General features: G+C 61.7%; 16 protein-coding genes and 1 pseudogene. 7 read left to right on the top strand and 10 right to left on the bottom strand.

What is annotated here, in order from left to right:
• Positions 1 to 11 precede the first annotated feature (11 nt).
• From ACMGGW_RS13410 to flgL, 7 genes and pseudogenes are all read left to right on the top strand, one after another.
• Positions 12 to 766, top strand: a pseudogene (locus ACMGGW_RS13410) (flagellar basal body rod protein FlgF).
• 18 nt (positions 767 to 784) lie between these two features.
• On the top strand, positions 785 to 1,567 hold the full coding sequence (gene flgG / locus ACMGGW_RS13405; RefSeq protein WP_004934819.1) for a flagellar basal-body rod protein FlgG: 783 nt from the start codon (positions 785 to 787) through the stop codon (positions 1,565 to 1,567).
• 83 nt (positions 1,568 to 1,650) lie between these two features.
• Complete coding sequence (gene flgH / locus ACMGGW_RS13400) at positions 1,651 to 2,352, top strand: flagellar basal body L-ring protein FlgH (RefSeq protein WP_004934817.1); 702 nt, start codon at positions 1,651 to 1,653, stop codon at positions 2,350 to 2,352.
• 10 nt (positions 2,353 to 2,362) lie between these two features.
• Positions 2,363 to 3,463: a flagellar basal body P-ring protein FlgI gene (locus ACMGGW_RS13395; protein ID WP_004934816.1), complete on the top strand. Its 1,101-nt coding sequence runs from the start codon at positions 2,363 to 2,365 to the stop codon at positions 3,461 to 3,463.
• Complete coding sequence (gene flgJ / locus ACMGGW_RS13390; protein ID WP_021504087.1) at positions 3,463 to 4,407, top strand: flagellar assembly peptidoglycan hydrolase FlgJ; 945 nt, start codon at positions 3,463 to 3,465, stop codon at positions 4,405 to 4,407. The genes ACMGGW_RS13395 and flgJ overlap by 1 nt, the downstream gene beginning before the upstream one ends.
• Positions 4,408 to 4,692: 285 nt before the next feature.
• Positions 4,693 to 6,342, top strand: coding sequence for a flagellar hook-associated protein FlgK (gene flgK, locus ACMGGW_RS13385; RefSeq protein ID WP_033643519.1), 1,650 nt, complete (start codon positions 4,693 to 4,695; stop codon positions 6,340 to 6,342).
• Between the two features lie 59 nt (positions 6,343 to 6,401).
• Complete coding sequence (gene flgL, locus ACMGGW_RS13380) at positions 6,402 to 7,361, top strand: flagellar hook-associated protein FlgL (protein ID WP_016927302.1); 960 nt, start codon at positions 6,402 to 6,404, stop codon at positions 7,359 to 7,361.
• Positions 7,362 to 7,633: 272 nt separating this feature from the next.
• Here flgL and sra read toward each other — a convergent pair whose 3' ends face one another.
• From sra to fliJ, 10 genes are all read right to left on the bottom strand, one after another.
• Positions 7,634 to 7,768 (bottom strand): stationary-phase-induced ribosome-associated protein, encoded by a 135-nt coding sequence (gene sra / locus ACMGGW_RS13375; RefSeq protein ID WP_087763075.1) that lies wholly within the window; start codon positions 7,766 to 7,768, stop codon positions 7,634 to 7,636.
• Between the two features lie 356 nt (positions 7,769 to 8,124).
• Positions 8,125 to 8,907 (bottom strand): flagellar biosynthetic protein FliR, encoded by a 783-nt coding sequence (gene fliR, locus ACMGGW_RS13370; protein WP_043138626.1) that lies wholly within the window; start codon positions 8,905 to 8,907, stop codon positions 8,125 to 8,127.
• A gap of 2 nt (positions 8,908 to 8,909) precedes the next feature.
• Entirely contained in the window at positions 8,910 to 9,179 is a 270-nt protein-coding gene (gene fliQ, locus ACMGGW_RS13365; RefSeq protein WP_004934803.1) for a flagellar biosynthesis protein FliQ, read from the bottom strand.
• A 21-nt stretch (positions 9,180 to 9,200) separates the two neighbouring features.
• Complete coding sequence (fliP, locus tag ACMGGW_RS13360) at positions 9,201 to 9,962, bottom strand: flagellar type III secretion system pore protein FliP (RefSeq protein WP_025303257.1); 762 nt, start codon at positions 9,960 to 9,962, stop codon at positions 9,201 to 9,203.
• Positions 9,959 to 10,363, bottom strand: coding sequence for a flagellar biosynthetic protein FliO (gene fliO, locus ACMGGW_RS13355; RefSeq protein WP_025303256.1), 405 nt, complete (start codon positions 10,361 to 10,363; stop codon positions 9,959 to 9,961). The genes fliP and fliO overlap by 4 nt, the downstream gene beginning before the upstream one ends.
• Positions 10,363 to 10,779: a flagellar motor switch protein FliN gene (gene fliN / locus ACMGGW_RS13350; RefSeq protein WP_038876868.1), complete on the bottom strand. Its 417-nt coding sequence runs from the start codon at positions 10,777 to 10,779 to the stop codon at positions 10,363 to 10,365. The genes fliO and fliN overlap by 1 nt, the downstream gene beginning before the upstream one ends.
• Complete coding sequence (gene fliM / locus ACMGGW_RS13345; protein ID WP_025303254.1) at positions 10,772 to 11,776, bottom strand: flagellar motor switch protein FliM; 1,005 nt, start codon at positions 11,774 to 11,776, stop codon at positions 10,772 to 10,774. Before fliM ends, fliN begins: the two co-directional genes overlap by 8 nt.
• Before the next feature lie 5 nt (positions 11,777 to 11,781).
• Positions 11,782 to 12,267 (bottom strand): flagellar basal body-associated protein FliL, encoded by a 486-nt coding sequence (gene fliL / locus ACMGGW_RS13340; RefSeq protein WP_025303253.1) that lies wholly within the window; start codon positions 12,265 to 12,267, stop codon positions 11,782 to 11,784.
• 165 nt (positions 12,268 to 12,432) lie between these two features.
• Positions 12,433 to 13,662, bottom strand: a complete 1,230-nt coding sequence (locus tag ACMGGW_RS13335) for a flagellar hook-length control protein FliK (RefSeq protein ID WP_043138619.1) — start codon at positions 13,660 to 13,662, stop codon at positions 12,433 to 12,435.
• Positions 13,659 to 14,105, bottom strand: coding sequence for a flagellar export protein FliJ (gene fliJ / locus ACMGGW_RS13330; protein ID WP_043138615.1), 447 nt, complete (start codon positions 14,103 to 14,105; stop codon positions 13,659 to 13,661). Before fliJ ends, ACMGGW_RS13335 begins: the two co-directional genes overlap by 4 nt.
• Between the last annotated feature and the right edge of the window lie 10 nt (positions 14,106 to 14,115).

Genomic DNA, 14,115 nt, shown 5'->3' with positions numbered 1-14,115 from the left:
AAGGCCGAGTTATGGATCACGCGATTTATACCGCGATGGGCGCGGCGCGCCAAACGCTGGAACAGCAGTCCATTACCGCCAACAACCTGGCCAATGCGTCGACGCCGGGCTTTCGCGCCCAGCTCGCCGCATTGCGCGCGGTGCCGGTCGACGGGCCGAGCCTGGCGACGCGCACCTTGGTGACCGCGTCGACGCCGGGCGCCGATATGAGCCAGGGGGCGCTGAACTACACGGCGCGTCCGCTGGACGTGGCGCTGCAGCAGGACGGTTTCCTGGCGGTGAGCCTGCCGGGTGGGGGGAAGCCTATACCCGCAACGGCAACATTCAGATCTCCTCCACCGGGCAGTTGACGGTGCAGGGATTGCCGGTGATGGGTGACGGCGGCCCGATCGAGGTGCCGCCGTCGGCGGAGATCACCATCGCGGCCGACGGTACCATTTCGGCGCTGAACGCCGGCGATCCGCCGAACACCATCGCGCAGATCGGCCGTCTGAAGCTGGTGAACGCCGATGCGCGCGAAGTGATGCGCGGTGACGACGGGCTGTTCCGCCTGACGCCGGAAACTCAACAGCAGCGCGGCAATCAGTTGCAAAACGATCCGCAGGTGCGGGTGATGCCGGGCGTGCTGGAGGGCAGCAACGTCAAGCCGATGGAGACCATGGTCGACATGATCGCCAACGCCCGCCGTTTTGAAATGCAAATGAAAGTCATCCACAGCGTGGATGAAAACGAACAGCGTGCCAACTCACTGCTCTCAATGAGTTAAGCAGCAAGGAAATAACCGATGATTCCATCCTTATGGATTGCCAAAACCGGTCTGGACGCGCAGCAGACCAACATGGACGTGATCGCCAACAACCTGGCGAACGTCAGCACCAACGGCTTCAAACGCCAGCGTGCGGTATTTGAAGATCTGCTGTACCAGACCATGCGTCAGCCGGGGGCACAGTCTTCCGAGCAGACCACGCTGCCTTCCGGTCTGCAGATCGGCACCGGCGTGCGTCCGGTGGCGACCGAGCGTCTGCACAGCCAGGGCAACCTGTCGCAGACGAACAACAGTAAAGACGTCGCCATCAAGGGGCAGGGTTTCTTCCAGGTGATGCTGCCGGACGGCACCCAGGCCTACACGCGCGACGGCTCGTTCCAGATCGATCAGAACGGCCAGCTGGTCACATCCAGCGGTTTCCAGGTGCAGCCGGCGATCACCATTCCGGCGAACGCGCTGTCCATCACCGTCGGCCGCGACGGCATCGTCAGCGTCACCCAGCAGGGGCAAACCGCCGCCCAGCAGGTGGGTCAACTGACGCTGACGACCTTTGTCAACGACAGCGGTCTGGAGAGCGTGGGCGAGAACCTGTATCAGGAAACCGAAAGCTCGGGCGCGCCGAACGAGAGCACGCCGGGGCTGAACGGCGCCGGTCTGCTGTATCAGGGCTACGTGGAGACCTCCAACGTTAACGTGGCGGAAGAGCTGGTCAACATGATCCAGACTCAGCGCGCTTACGAGATCAACAGCAAAGCGGTTTCGACTTCCGATCAGATGCTGCAAAAGCTGACGCAACTGTAATCTGTCATTGACGGGCCCGGCTTGCCGGGCCCGTCATTCTCTTTCGTGAAACAAAGGCGATACCCGTGGTAACCACATATTCGATGGCAATCCTGCCGCGGCAGGGACAACGCTGGCTGGCGGGAATGGTGATGCTGACGCTGAGCGGCTGCGCTTATATTCCGCATAAACCGCTGGTGGACGGTGCGACCACGGCGCAGCCCGCGCCGGCCAGCGCGCCGATGCCGAACGGCTCGATCTTCCAGACGGTGCAGCCGATGAACTACGGCTATCAGCCGCTGTTCGAAGACCGCCGTCCGCGCAACGTCGGTGACACCCTGACCATCGTGCTGCAGGAAAACGTCAGCGCCAGCAAGAGCTCTTCCGCCAACGCCAGCCGCAACGGCGCCAGCAAGTTCGGCGTCGCCACCTCGCCGCGTTACCTCGACGGTCTGTTGGGCAATGCGCGCGCCGATATGGACATTTCCGGCGACAGTACCTTCGGTGGCAAGGGCGGCGCCAACGCCAACAACACCTTCAACGGCACCATTACGGTGACGGTCAACCAGGTGCTGGCCAACGGCAACCTGCACGTGGTGGGGGAAAAGCAGATCGCCATCAACCAGGGCACCGAATTCATTCGCTTCTCCGGCGTCGTTAACCCGCGCACCATCAGCGGCAACAACTCGGTCACCTCGACGCAGGTGGCGGACGCGCGTATCGAATACGTCGGCAATGGCTATATCAACGAAGCGCAGACCATGGGCTGGCTGCAGCGCTTCTTCTTAAATGTTTCACCGTTCTAAGGATTGACTGATGCTGAAAAAATGGTTTATCGCGCTGTGCGTCGGGCTGGTGTGCTTGCCGGCGGCGGCGGAGCGCATCCGCGATCTGGTGACGGTGCAGGGCGTGCGAGACAACGCCCTGATCGGCTACGGCCTGGTGGTGGGGCTGGACGGTTCCGGCGACCAGACCATGCAGACGCCGTTCACCACCCAAAGCCTGAGCAACATGCTGTCGCAGCTGGGCATCACCGTGCCGCCGGGCACTAACATGCAGCTGAAAAACGTGGCGGCGGTGATGGTGACCGCCAAACTGCCGCCGTTCTCGCGCGCCGGGCAGAACATCGACGTGGTGGTTTCATCGATGGGCAACGCCAAGAGCCTGCGCGGCGGCACCTTGCTGATGACGCCGCTCAAAGGCGTGGATAACCAGGTCTATGCGCTGGCGCAGGGCAACGTGCTGGTCGGCGGCGCGGGCGCGGCGGCCGGCGGCAGCAGCGTGCAGGTCAACCAGCTGGCGGGCGGGCGCATCAGCAACGGCGCCACCATTGAGCGCGAGCTGCCGACCACCTTCGGCAGCGGCGGCGTACTCAACCTGCAGCTGAACGACGAAGACTTCACGCTGGCGCAGCAGATCAGCGACGCCATCAACCGCCAACGCGGCGGCGGCACCGCGACGCCGCTCGACGCCCGCACGATCCAGGTGCTGGTGCCGCAGGGCAACAGCTCTCAGGTGCGTTTCCTGGCGGAGATTCAAAACATCACCGTCAACGTCGGCGCGATGGACGCCAAAGTGATCATCAACTCGCGCACCGGGTCGGTGGTGATGAACCGCGATGTGATCCTCGATTCCTGCGCCGTCGCCCAGGGCAACCTGTCGGTGGTGGTCGATCGGCAGAACACCGTCAGCCAACCGACGACGCCGTTCGGCGGCGGCCAGACGGTGGTGACGCCAAACACCCAGATCTCGGTGCAACAGCAGGGCGGATCGCTGCAGAAGGTGAACGCCAGCGCCAACCTGAACAACGTCATTCGCGCGCTGAACGCGTTGGGCGCCACGCCGATCGATCTGATGTCGATCCTGCAGGCGATGCAGAGCGCCGGCTGCCTGCGCGCCAAGCTGGAAATCATCTGATGGCCGGCGATCTGATGGCAATGTCGGGTGCGGCCTATGACGCCCAGGCGCTGAACGGTCTGAAGCGCGATGCGGCGGCCGACCCGCAGGGCAACCTCAAGCAGGTGGCCCAGCAGGTAGAAGGCATGTTCGTGCAGATGATGCTGAAAAGCATGCGATCCGCCTTGCCGCAGGACGGGGTATTGAGCAGCGATCAAACGCGGCTCTATACCTCGATGTATGACCAGCAAATCGCCCAGCAGATGTCGCAAAAAGGGCTGGGGCTGGCCGACATGATGGTCAAGCAGATGAGCAACGCCAACGCGGTGCCGAGTGAAACGGCGGGCCTGTCGCCGATGGCGCTGGACAACGAGGTGCTGCAAACGCTGCCGAACCAGGCGCTGGAGCAGATGGTGCGCCGCGCGATGCCGAAAGCCCCGCCGGCCGCCGCGCCACTGTCGCTCAACAACGGCAACTTCGTCGCTCGTCTGTCGATCCCGGCGAAGGTCGCCAGCCAGCAGAGCGGCATTCCGCATCAGCTGATCGTCGCGCAGGCGGCGCTGGAGTCCGGCTGGGGGCAGCGCGAGATCCCGACCTCAGACGGCACGCCGAGCTACAACCTGTTCGGCATCAAGGCCGGCGGCAGCTGGAACGGGCCGGTGACGGAGATCACCACCACCGAGTTCGAACAGGGCGCGGCGAAGAAGGTGAAGGCGAAGTTCCGCGTCTACGGTTCGTATGTCGAAGCGATTGCCGACTACGTCAAACTGCTGACCAACAACCCGCGCTATGCCGACGTGGCCGCCGCGCGCAGCCCGGAGCAGGCGGCGCATGCGCTGCAACGCGCCGGCTACGCCACCGATCCGCAGTACGCCAGCAAACTGGTCAGCGTGATTCAGCAGATGAAGAACGCGGGGGAACAGGCGGTGAAAGCCTATACCCACGATCTGAAAGATTTGTTCTAAATCCCCGTCATTCTTGACGCCGCAGCGGCGTTGACTGCACAAGCTCGCCCCGGTCACTTGGCTTAACCAAGCGCCCGGGGACGCCCTTGCTTGTCGCCTTGCTGCGACGCCAATTATTTAGGGGATAGGCGGTAACGAAGGCTAGCTGGATGCTGACCGCGTTGCCGCTTTTTTTCCTCAAGTTCTTCTCATTTTGGCCGATAACCGAAACAGGCTGAGCGAACAGGCTCAGCAGCTCAATTAAGAACCCTGTGGGCCACCGGCGCCGCAGCATAAGGAATTCCGATGTCCAATAGCTTAATCAATACCGCGATGAGCGGGCTGAATGCGGCTCAGGTGGCGCTCAGTACCGTCAGCAACAACATCTCCAACTACAACGTGGCGGGCTACAACCGCCAGACCGCGATCCTGGCGCAGAACGGCGGCATGGCCACCATGAGCGGCTTTATCGGCAACGGCGTGACCGTCACCAGCGTTAACCGCGAGTACAACCAGTTCATCACCAACCAGCTGCGCGGCGCACAAAGCGCGTTCGGGGCGCAGAACGCCTATTACGAGAAGATTTCGCAGATCGACAATCTGTTGGCGAGCAAGACCAACCCGCTGTCGACCAACATGCAGGATTTCTTCACCAACCTGCAGAACCTGGTGAGCAACGCCGGTGATGATGCCGCGCGCCAAACGGTGCTGGGCAAGGCCAACGGCCTGGTGAACCAGTTCAACAACACCGACAAATTTCTGCGCGACATGGACAACGGCGTCAATCAGCAGATCAGCGATACGGCGCAGCAGATCAACAGCTACGGCCAGCAGATCGCCAAGCTGAACGACGAGATCACCCGTTTGCGCGGCAGCGCCGGCGGCGAGCCAAATGCGTTGCTGGATCAGCGCGATCAGCTGGTCACCGAATTGAACCAACTGGTGGGCGTACAGGTCACGCAACAGGACGGCGACGCCTATACCGTCTCCTTCGCCAACGGCTTGACGCTGGTGCAGGGCAGCAATACGTATCAGGTGGAAGCCGTGCCTTCCAGCAGCGATCCTTCCCGTCTGACTATCGGCTATAACCGCGGCAACGGCGCCAGCGAAGTGCCAGAAGGCCAGATCACCAGCGGCACGCTGAGCGGCGTGCTGAAATTCCGCAGCGAAACGCTGGACGGCGTGCGCAATCAGCTGGGCCAGTTGGCGCTGGCGATGGCGGACAGCTTTAACCAACAGCATCGCGCCGGCTTCGATCTGAACGGTGACGCAGGCGGCGACTTCTTCAGCTTCAGCGGCGGACGGGTGGTGGATAACACCCGCAACACCGGCGACGCGTCGCTGTCGGTTTCTTACACCGATACCGGCAAGGTGAAGGCTAACGATTATCGCGTTGAGTTCGACGGCAGCAACTGGCAGGTCAGCCGCCTGCCGGACAATGTGAAAGTCAACGCCACGCCGGGCACCAGCGCCGACGGCAAACCGACGCTGAACTTCGACGGGTTGGAAGTGAGCATCGACGGCAATGCGCAGGCCAAAGACAGCTTCACCGTGAAGCCGGTCAGCGACGTGGCGGGCAACCTGAAAGTGGCCATCACCGATTCGTCCAAGATCGCCGCCGCCGGTAAAGACGACAGCGGCCGCGGCGATAACGAGAACGCCAAGAAGCTGCTGGATCTGCAAACCAAAAACCTGGTGGACGGCAAAGCGACCCTGAGCGGCGCTTACGCCGGCATCGTCAGCGGCGTCGGCAACCAGACCGCTGCCGCCAAGGCCATCGCTACCTCGCAGGCCAAGATCGTCACGCAGCTGGGTGCGCAACAGCAGTCGATGTCCGGCGTCAACCTTGACGAAGAGTACGGTGAACTGCTGCGTTTCCAGCAGTACTACATGGCCAACGCGCAGGTGATTCAGACCGCCAGCTCGCTGTTCGACGCGCTGCTGAATATTCGTTGATTTCATTGTTAATCGGCGCCGATAACGGCGCCGGTCGCTCAGAGTAAGGAACCCACAGCATGCGCATGAGCACCAGCATGATGTACCAACAGAACATGAACGGCATCACGGGCAACCAGTCGCTGTTCATGAAGGCGGCCGAGCAGCTTTCCTCGGGCAAGCGGGTGATCAACCCGTCCGACGATCCGCTGGCGGCGTCGCGCGCGGTGATGTTGTCGCAGTCGCAGGCGGAAAACAGCCAGTACACGCTGGCGCGCACCTTCGCTCGTCAGAACGTGTCGATGGAAGAAACGGTATTGGCCGGCGCGACCTCCACCATCGCGGATATGAAGGCGCTGATCGTCAACGCCGGCGGCACCGAAAGCGATAACGATCGCCAGTCGCTGGCCACCCAACTGCAGGGGCTGAAAGATCAGCTGCTGAACCAGGCCAACAGCACCGACGGCAACGGCCGCTATATGTTCGGCGGATATGTGAACGACAAGGCGCCGTTCGTCGATAACGGCGGCACCGTCAGTTATCAGGGCGGGGACAAGACGGTTCAGCAGAAAGTGGACGCCAACCGCACCATGACCATCGGCCATACCGGCAACGCGGTGTTCATGTCGTTGACCAGCAATCCGAAGCCCGAGCCGGACGGCAGCGCGCCGGTCAGCAACGTATTCGAGAGCATCGATATTGCGCTGAACGCGTTGAAAACCCCGCTGCAGGGCGCCGACGAGGCCACCAAGCAGCAGGTGAACGATGCCTTGGCGAAAGCCAACCGCGGTCTGGACAACTCCTACAACAACGTGTTGAGCGTGCGCGCCGAGCTGGGCAGTCAGCTGCAGGAAATGGATCAGCTGGACAGCATCGGTAAAGAGCGTGACATGACCAACCAGATCCAGATGAGCGCGTTGACGGATGCCGATCTGGCCGAGTCTATCTCGTCTTATTTCATGCAGCAGGCAGCACTGCAGGCGTCGTATAAAACCTTCAGCGATATGCAGGGCATGTCGCTGTTCCAGATGAATCGTTAAGAGCAATACCCCGTTGCCTGACCGCGACGGGTTTCCCTTTAGTGCGCTTAGAAAATGCCTTCTCCGCCTCGCGGGGAGGGAGGCTTCTTGAAACCGGGTGCACTCGTTTGGCGCGTCGCTCGTTCTCCCACTACTGACTGAGTGACGCGCCTTTTTTTCATCAGGAAAGAAATAATACGATTGTCACCCCTGTTTAATGCGCAATGGCATTATTGAAATCAGCGGTGGAAGAATCGCGATGGATATTATTTCCCTGACGATAAATAGCGCTACTATTTCTTTTTCTTCTCCACTTTCCATTTTCCGCCGTCGGCCGTCTCGGTAAACGAAACTCTAAACTTGTTGCTTTTCCAGTGGGTCAGACCGAATAACCGGCGTGCTTTGCGGTTGCTTTTCGCTTTAATCATTTTCTCGCTCCTGTGGTTAGCAAAGGTCGATGCTGCGCCCTGCAGCCGGTAGGCGCCGGACGCATTTATTCAGGGTGTAAGTTATCTGTCGCGCATTTTACCCTGCGTGACTGCGTTATTTTTTATTTCCAATTGGGAGCCAGCGTTTTTATCGCCGCTGATGGCTAGCGTGGTACAAGCGATATTTCTGTTGCCGGGTCTATTCTAGGTCGGGGTTTTATTTATTCAAGCCGCCGGAGACATTTGAACCTTAATCCGGATAAAAGGCGTTTCTCAGGCTTTTGTCCCAAGAAAGCGTTTTTATTGCCATTTTGTCTCAGGCAGATAAGGGGGAAAGGGAGGGGCGTTGCAGGGGCTTAGAAGGTCATGCCGCCGATTACCGCCGCCAGTCGATCGAAGATTTCACCGAACAGATGTTCACAGAACGGCGCCAGCATCGGCATCATCATACCCAGCGTCATGATGCCGAAGGTCATGGTGACCGGGAAACCGATCACGAAGACCGACAGCTGCGGGGTCATGCGATTGAGCAGGCCGAGCGCCATGTTCAGCGTCAACAGCAGGCAGATCAGCGGCAGCGCCAGCATCATGCCGTTGATGAAAATCAGCGAGCCAACCTGGGTCAACACCAGGAAGCCGTTGCCGTTCAGCGGCTGCGTTTGGATAGGCAGGGTATGGAAGCTGTCCGCCAGCAGTGAAATCAGCCACAGATGGCCGTCGAAGCTGAGGAACAGCAGCATCGCCAGCAGGTTAAGCAGGCGCGCCAGCACCGGCATGTTCGGGCCGCCGCTGGGATCGAAGAAGGTGGCGAACGACAGGCCCATCTGCATGCCGATCACTTCGCCCGCCAGGCGCACCGCCGCGAAGGCGAACTGCATGGTCAATCCCAGCGCCACGCCGATCAGAATCTGTTGAACCGCCAGCCACAGGCCGGCGGCGGAGAAGATCGGGATATTGCTGGCGGGCAGCGTCGGCGCGATCAGAATGACGATCAGCCCGCCAAGGCCGATTTTGACCTTTTTGCTGATTTGTTTTTCGCTGAATATCGGCGCGGTGCTGATCAGCGCCAGAATGCGCAGCAGCGGCCAAAAGTAGTGGCTGAGCCAGACGGTGAGCTGGGCGCTGTCGAAGGTGAGCACGGTCAGCCGATCAGGGTGGGCAGGTTGCTGAACAGAGTGCGCATGTAGTCCAGCAACAGATTCAACATCCAGGGACCGGCGATGATGATGGTGGCCACCACCGCCAGAATTTTAGGGATGAACGACAGCGTCATTTCGTTGATCTGGGTGGCGGCCTGCAGCAGGCTGACGACCAGGCCGCTGATCAGCGCCGCCAGCAGCAGCGGGGCGGCCAGCGCCAGCGCGACTTTCATCGCTTCGGTGCCGAGCGCCATAACCGATTCAGGTGTCATCTCGCGTTCTCCGGTCAGGGGTTACGAATAGAAGCTCTGCGCCAGCGAGCCGAGCAGCAGCTGCCAGCCATCGACCAGCACGAACAGCATCAGCTTGAACGGCAGCGAGATGGTGGCGGGCGGCACCATCATCATCCCCAGCGCCATCAGCACGCTGGCGACCACCAGGTCGATAATCAGGAACGGAATGAACACCGTAAAGCCGATCTGGAAGGCGGTTTTCAGTTCGCTGGTGACGTAGGCGGGCAGCAGGATGCGCATCGGCACCGCCTCCGGGCCGGCCAGCGGCGGCTGATTGGCCAATCTGGCGTACAGCGCGAGATCGGTTTCGCGCGTTTGGCGCAGCATGAATTCGCGCAGCGGCTGCGCGCCTTTATCCAGCGCGACTTCCAGCCCGATTTTGTCCTGGCTGAACGGCAGGTAGGCGTCCTGATAAACCTTGTCGAACACCGGCGACATGATGAAGAAGGTCAGGAACAACGCCAGCCCCAGCATCACCTGGTTCGGCGGCGCCGAAGGCGTGCCCAGCGCGTTGCGCAGCAGGCCGAGCACGATGATGATGCGGGTGAAGCTGGTCATCATCAGCAGCATGGCCGGCAGGAAGGTCAGCGAGGTCAACAGCACCAGCGTCTGCACCGGCAGCGACCAGCTTTGGCCGCCGTTGGCCAGCGGCTGACTGATCAGCCCCGGCAGTTGTGCCAAAGCCGCCGGGCTGATGAACAGCAGGGCGGCAGGGAGCCAAACCGCCGGACGGCGGACGAGGGTATGAAGAGTCGAGGTCATGCCGATTTTTCCGGGCGTTTCAGAACTTTTTGCATCAGTTGGCGGAAGTCCGCCGGCGTCGCCACGTCGGCCGCGCCCTCGTCTTTCGGCGGGGCGGGCAGGGTGTGCAGCGGGGTGATCTGCTGGGCGGTGACGCCCAGCACCAGCAAGGTGTCATCGACTTCCACCACCACCACGCGCTCGCGCTGCCCGACCTGGCAACTGGCGCGCAGGTTGAGCAGTTTGTTGTTGCGCGCCTGCGGGGCGAAACCCAGCCGACGGAACAGCCAACCGGCCAGCAGGATCAGCAGCAGAATGCCGCCGAGCGCGCTGCTGACCTGCATCAACACCGAACCGGCCGGCAGGGCCGGCGCGGCGGGGGATTGGCTGCTTTGAACGGTTACGGGCGCCGCAACGGTCATCAGCGGCTCAGTCGACGCATGCGTTCGGACGGGGTGATAATGTCGGTGATGCGCACGCCGAACTTGTCGGCCACCACCACCACTTCACCTTGTGCGATCAGGTAACCGTTGATCAGGATGTCCAGCGGCTCGCCGGCCAGGCCGTCCAGCGCCACCACCGAGCCTTGCGACAGGCGCAGCAGCTCTTTGATGGTCATCTTGGTGCGCCCCAGTTCCACGGTCAGCTTGACCGGAATATCCAGGATCAGGTCGATATCCTGCAGGCTGCCGAGCGCATCCTGAGCTTCCAGCGACTTGAACACCCCTTCGGTGCTCGCGCCGGATTTCTCTGTCGACTGCTGCTCGTTAAACGCATCAGCCCACAGATCGTCTACGGATTCCTTTCCTTCGCCAGACGGTTGCTTAGGATCACTCATTGGGCTGTTCCTCACTCAGAGCATTCAAAATAGGGTTAATCAAATGTTCAACACGCAGGGCATATTGCCCGTTTAACGTGCCGTATTGGCTGGTCAGAACCGGTACGCCGTCCACATGGGCGATCAGGCGTTCCGGCTTGTCTATCGGTAATACATCGCCCGGTTGCAGCTTCAGGACTTTCGACAGCCGCATCGGGATATCGACGAAGTTGGCGATCAGCTCCAGTTCGGAGTGCTGCACCTGCTTCACCAGCGTTTCGCGCCAGTGGCTGTCTTCCTGCCGCGAATTTTCCAGCGGCGGGTTGGTCAACAGCTCGCGCAGCGGTTCGATCATCGCGAACGGAATGCAGATGTTGAACTCGCCGGTCAGCGCGCCGATCTCCACCTGGAACGGCGTGGTGACCACGATGTCGTTCGGCGAGGTGGTGATGTTGGTGAACTTCACCTGCATTTCGGCGCGCACGTATTCCACGTCGATCTTGTAAATGGCGCTCCAGGCGTCGCCATAGGCGTCCAGCGCCAGGCGCAGCATGCGTTTGATCACCCGCTGTTCGGTCGGGGTGAATTCGCGGCCTTCGACTTTGGTCGGGAAGCGGCCGTCGCCGCCGAACAGGTTGTCGACGGCGATGAACACCAGACTCGGCGCGAACACGAACAGGGCAGTGCCGCGCAGCGGATTCAGATGCACCAGGTTCAGGTTGGTCGGCACCGGCAGGTTGCGGGCGAACTCGTGATACGGCTGGATTTTGATCGGGCCGACGGTAATGTCCGGGCTGCGGCGCAGCAGGTTGAACAACCCCATGCGGAACTGCCGGGCAAAACGTTCGTTGATGATTTCCAGCGCGTGCAGACGCTCGCGCACCACGCGGCGCTGGGTGTTCGGATCGTAAGGCTTGACCTCGCTCTCTTTGCCGACTATCGCTTCGGGTTCATCACCCGCGCTGTCGCCGTTGAGCAAGGCGTCGATCTCTGCCTGTGAAAGAATGCTATCGCCCATAGTGATTACCGCAGTATGAAGGCGGTGAACAGCACGTCGCTGACCACCTGCTTCGGTTGTCCCTTAACCAGCGGCGGGCTGAGCACGTCCTTAATCTGCGCCACCAGCTGTTGCTTCCCTTGTTCATTGGCCAGCTGGCCCGCTTCCTGACGGGAGAGCAGCATCAGCAAGCGGCTGCGCACTTCCGGCAGAAAATCGTTCAGCTGACGGCGGGTACTTTCGTCCGGCAGACGCAGCGTGAGTCCGATATACAGCACGCGATCCGGGTTGTTGTCCGGCGTCACCAGGTTGACGGTAAAGGTGTCGAGCGGCATGAACACCGGCGCGGCCGGCGGTTGCTGTTTGACGGCGGCCGGTTCGGCGCCGTTTTTATGCTGTTGCAGCAGCCACCAGCTGTAGCCCGCGGCGCCACAGGCGACGACGCTGATCAATACCAGCAGGATGACCAGAAGGGAGCGTTTCGGTGCTGCCGGAAGGGTGTTCTGAGACATAGCCAAATCTAATTCCTGTTGTTCCACCCGCAGCCTGCGAGGCGGCGGGCATGGCGCGCGGCAAAGCCGCACGCATGACATGTAAAGGTATTATCGCGTCTATCACGGCGTGCAATAGCCTGAATAGACGCGCAAATGGGTGCCAGCTTGGGCGTTTGCGGCGGCTCAGGCGAAAATATCGACGCCGTTGACCGCACTGGCCATGCGCTGCAGCGCCACCGGCGCGCTGACGCCGTCGGCGGCCGCAGCCTCACCGCCAGCATGTTCAGCATAGCTGGAACGCCCCTGGCCGTTGGACGCCTGCTGCTGCCCCTGTTGCCATTGCGGGGTGGACTCGCCGCCCACGCTGCTTTGCCCCAGGTTGATGCCGCTCTCCGCCAGCGCGTGACGCAGCTGCGGCATCGCTGCTTCCACCGCCGCGCGCACCTGACCGTGGGCGGAGGCAATGTGCAATTGCGCCTGCTGATCGTCCAGTTTCAGCGTGATCTGCAAGGCGCCCAGCTCCTGCGGGTGCAGGCGCAGCTCGGCACTTTGCTGGCCGTTGCGGTGGAACATCAGCACCTGTTGGTTCAACGCCTGCTGCCATTCCGGGCTGCCCAGCTGCGCGTTGAGCTGCGGCGTAGGCGGTGCGGTCACCAGTGCGCTGGCCGGTGCGGCCGTTTGCGTTGGGCTGGCGGCGGCCAGGGCGACGGCATGGTTGAGCGTCGGTTGCTGCTGCGCATCGCTCGCCGGCAGCGGCTGTGCGGTACTTGCGCGCTCACCGCTGGTCGGTTGCGGGAGCGCCGCCTTGGCATTATCGTCGCCGGTGGCCGGCGTTTTCGCGCCTATCAGCGACGGAGCAGGGGATGCCGATGAACGCGCGGCGGTTTTATCACCGGCCGCCGCAATGTTCAGCAGGCCATTGCCGGGCTGCAGTGCAGTCGCCTCGTCAGCGTTTTCCACCGGCAGCGAACGTTGGCCTTCGGTCGGTTGCGCCTGGGCGACGAGCGCGGCCGGCAGCATGGCGTACAGCGCCTGCAGCGTTGCGGCATCCAGCTCTTTGGCGGCGGCGATCGGTGGTTGCGCCGGTTTGTCGCCGGCGGTGGGTGCCTCGGCTTCGGCGCCTTCAGGTGAAAGCGCATCGGCTGGGGTGGCCGGGTTCTGCAGCAGGCCGCCGCGCTCGCCGAAGGTGGCTAGCAGTTGATTGAGCTGGTTGCGGCTCAGGGCCGGGGCGCGTTCCTCGTCCGCGCTCAGCGCGACCGGCGGCTGTTTGCCATCGGCGGCGGGCGCGAAACGTGCGCCGAGCAGCTGGGCGAAGGCCGATGACAACTGGCTCTCATCCAGCGCCGACGTCAGTTCGGCCAGGCCGCCGGCGTCGCCGGGTAAGGCCAGGCCGGGCAGGGCGTTCAGATTCATGGGTTGATATTCCTTTGTGCACTGCGTTGAGCGAACTCATCCATCAGTTTTTGATCCCGTTTGTTCTCCTGCTGCTGCTCCGCATTTAAGGCGCGGGTATGCAGGGTCTCGAAAGCGTTCAGCCGCTGTTGTTTGTCTTGCCATTGCTTCACCGCATGATCCACTTTCTGCCCCCACTGCAGCAGCTGCTGGCGGTGCTGGTCGATGGCCTGTTCCAGCGTGCCGATAAACTGCTGGTAGTTTTGCCAGCTAGAGCTGTCCATGCCGTCGCAAAGCGTATGATTCAGCTTCTGGCGGTATTCGTCCTGATAGTTGAGCAGCATCGACAGCTGTTGCTCTGCCGCCTGCTGCGCCTGCCGTACCTGGCCCAGCTGTTGCGCGGCCTGTTCCACCGCATCCTGCGCCAGATCTCGCAGGGTAATCAGGGGAGATTGTGATTTCATCGCTGTGCGC

The sequence above is a fragment of the Serratia sp. BNK-4 genome (assembly GCF_048685115.1).
Taxonomy (GTDB): domain Bacteria; phylum Pseudomonadota; class Gammaproteobacteria; order Enterobacterales; family Enterobacteriaceae; genus Serratia; species Serratia bockelmannii.
This window is presented reverse-complemented; position numbering and strand designations above follow the sequence as displayed.

What these genes read in the sequence shown, in the direction of transcription:
- flgG (WP_004934819.1), top strand. Translation starts at nt 785, where the DNA reads ATGATTCCATCCTTATGGATTGCCAAAACCGGTCTGGACGCGCAGCAG.
- flgH (WP_004934817.1), top strand. Translation starts at nt 1,651, where the DNA reads ATGGCAATCCTGCCGCGGCAGGGACAACGCTGGCTGGCGGGAATGGTG.
- ACMGGW_RS13395 (WP_004934816.1), top strand. Translation starts at nt 2,363, where the DNA reads ATGCTGAAAAAATGGTTTATCGCGCTGTGCGTCGGGCTGGTGTGCTTG.
- flgJ (WP_021504087.1), top strand. Translation starts at nt 3,463, where the DNA reads ATGGCCGGCGATCTGATGGCAATGTCGGGTGCGGCCTATGACGCCCAG.
- flgK (WP_033643519.1), top strand. Translation starts at nt 4,693, where the DNA reads ATGTCCAATAGCTTAATCAATACCGCGATGAGCGGGCTGAATGCGGCT.
- flgL (WP_016927302.1), top strand. Translation starts at nt 6,402, where the DNA reads ATGCGCATGAGCACCAGCATGATGTACCAACAGAACATGAACGGCATC.
- sra (WP_087763075.1), bottom strand. Translation starts at nt 7,768, where the DNA reads ATGATTAAAGCGAAAAGCAACCGCAAAGCACGCCGGTTATTCGGTCTG.
- fliQ (WP_004934803.1), bottom strand. Translation starts at nt 9,179, where the DNA reads ATGACACCTGAATCGGTTATGGCGCTCGGCACCGAAGCGATGAAAGTC.
- fliP (WP_025303257.1), bottom strand. Translation starts at nt 9,962, where the DNA reads ATGACCTCGACTCTTCATACCCTCGTCCGCCGTCCGGCGGTTTGGCTC.
- fliO (WP_025303256.1), bottom strand. Translation starts at nt 10,363, where the DNA reads ATGACCGTTGCGGCGCCCGTAACCGTTCAAAGCAGCCAATCCCCCGCC.
- fliN (WP_038876868.1), bottom strand. Translation starts at nt 10,779, where the DNA reads ATGAGTGATCCTAAGCAACCGTCTGGCGAAGGAAAGGAATCCGTAGAC.
- fliM (WP_025303254.1), bottom strand. Translation starts at nt 11,776, where the DNA reads ATGGGCGATAGCATTCTTTCACAGGCAGAGATCGACGCCTTGCTCAAC.
- fliL (WP_025303253.1), bottom strand. Translation starts at nt 12,267, where the DNA reads ATGTCTCAGAACACCCTTCCGGCAGCACCGAAACGCTCCCTTCTGGTC.
- ACMGGW_RS13335 (WP_043138619.1), bottom strand. Translation starts at nt 13,662, where the DNA reads ATGAATCTGAACGCCCTGCCCGGCCTGGCCTTACCCGGCGACGCCGGC.
- fliJ (WP_043138615.1), bottom strand. Translation starts at nt 14,105, where the DNA reads ATGAAATCACAATCTCCCCTGATTACCCTGCGAGATCTGGCGCAGGAT.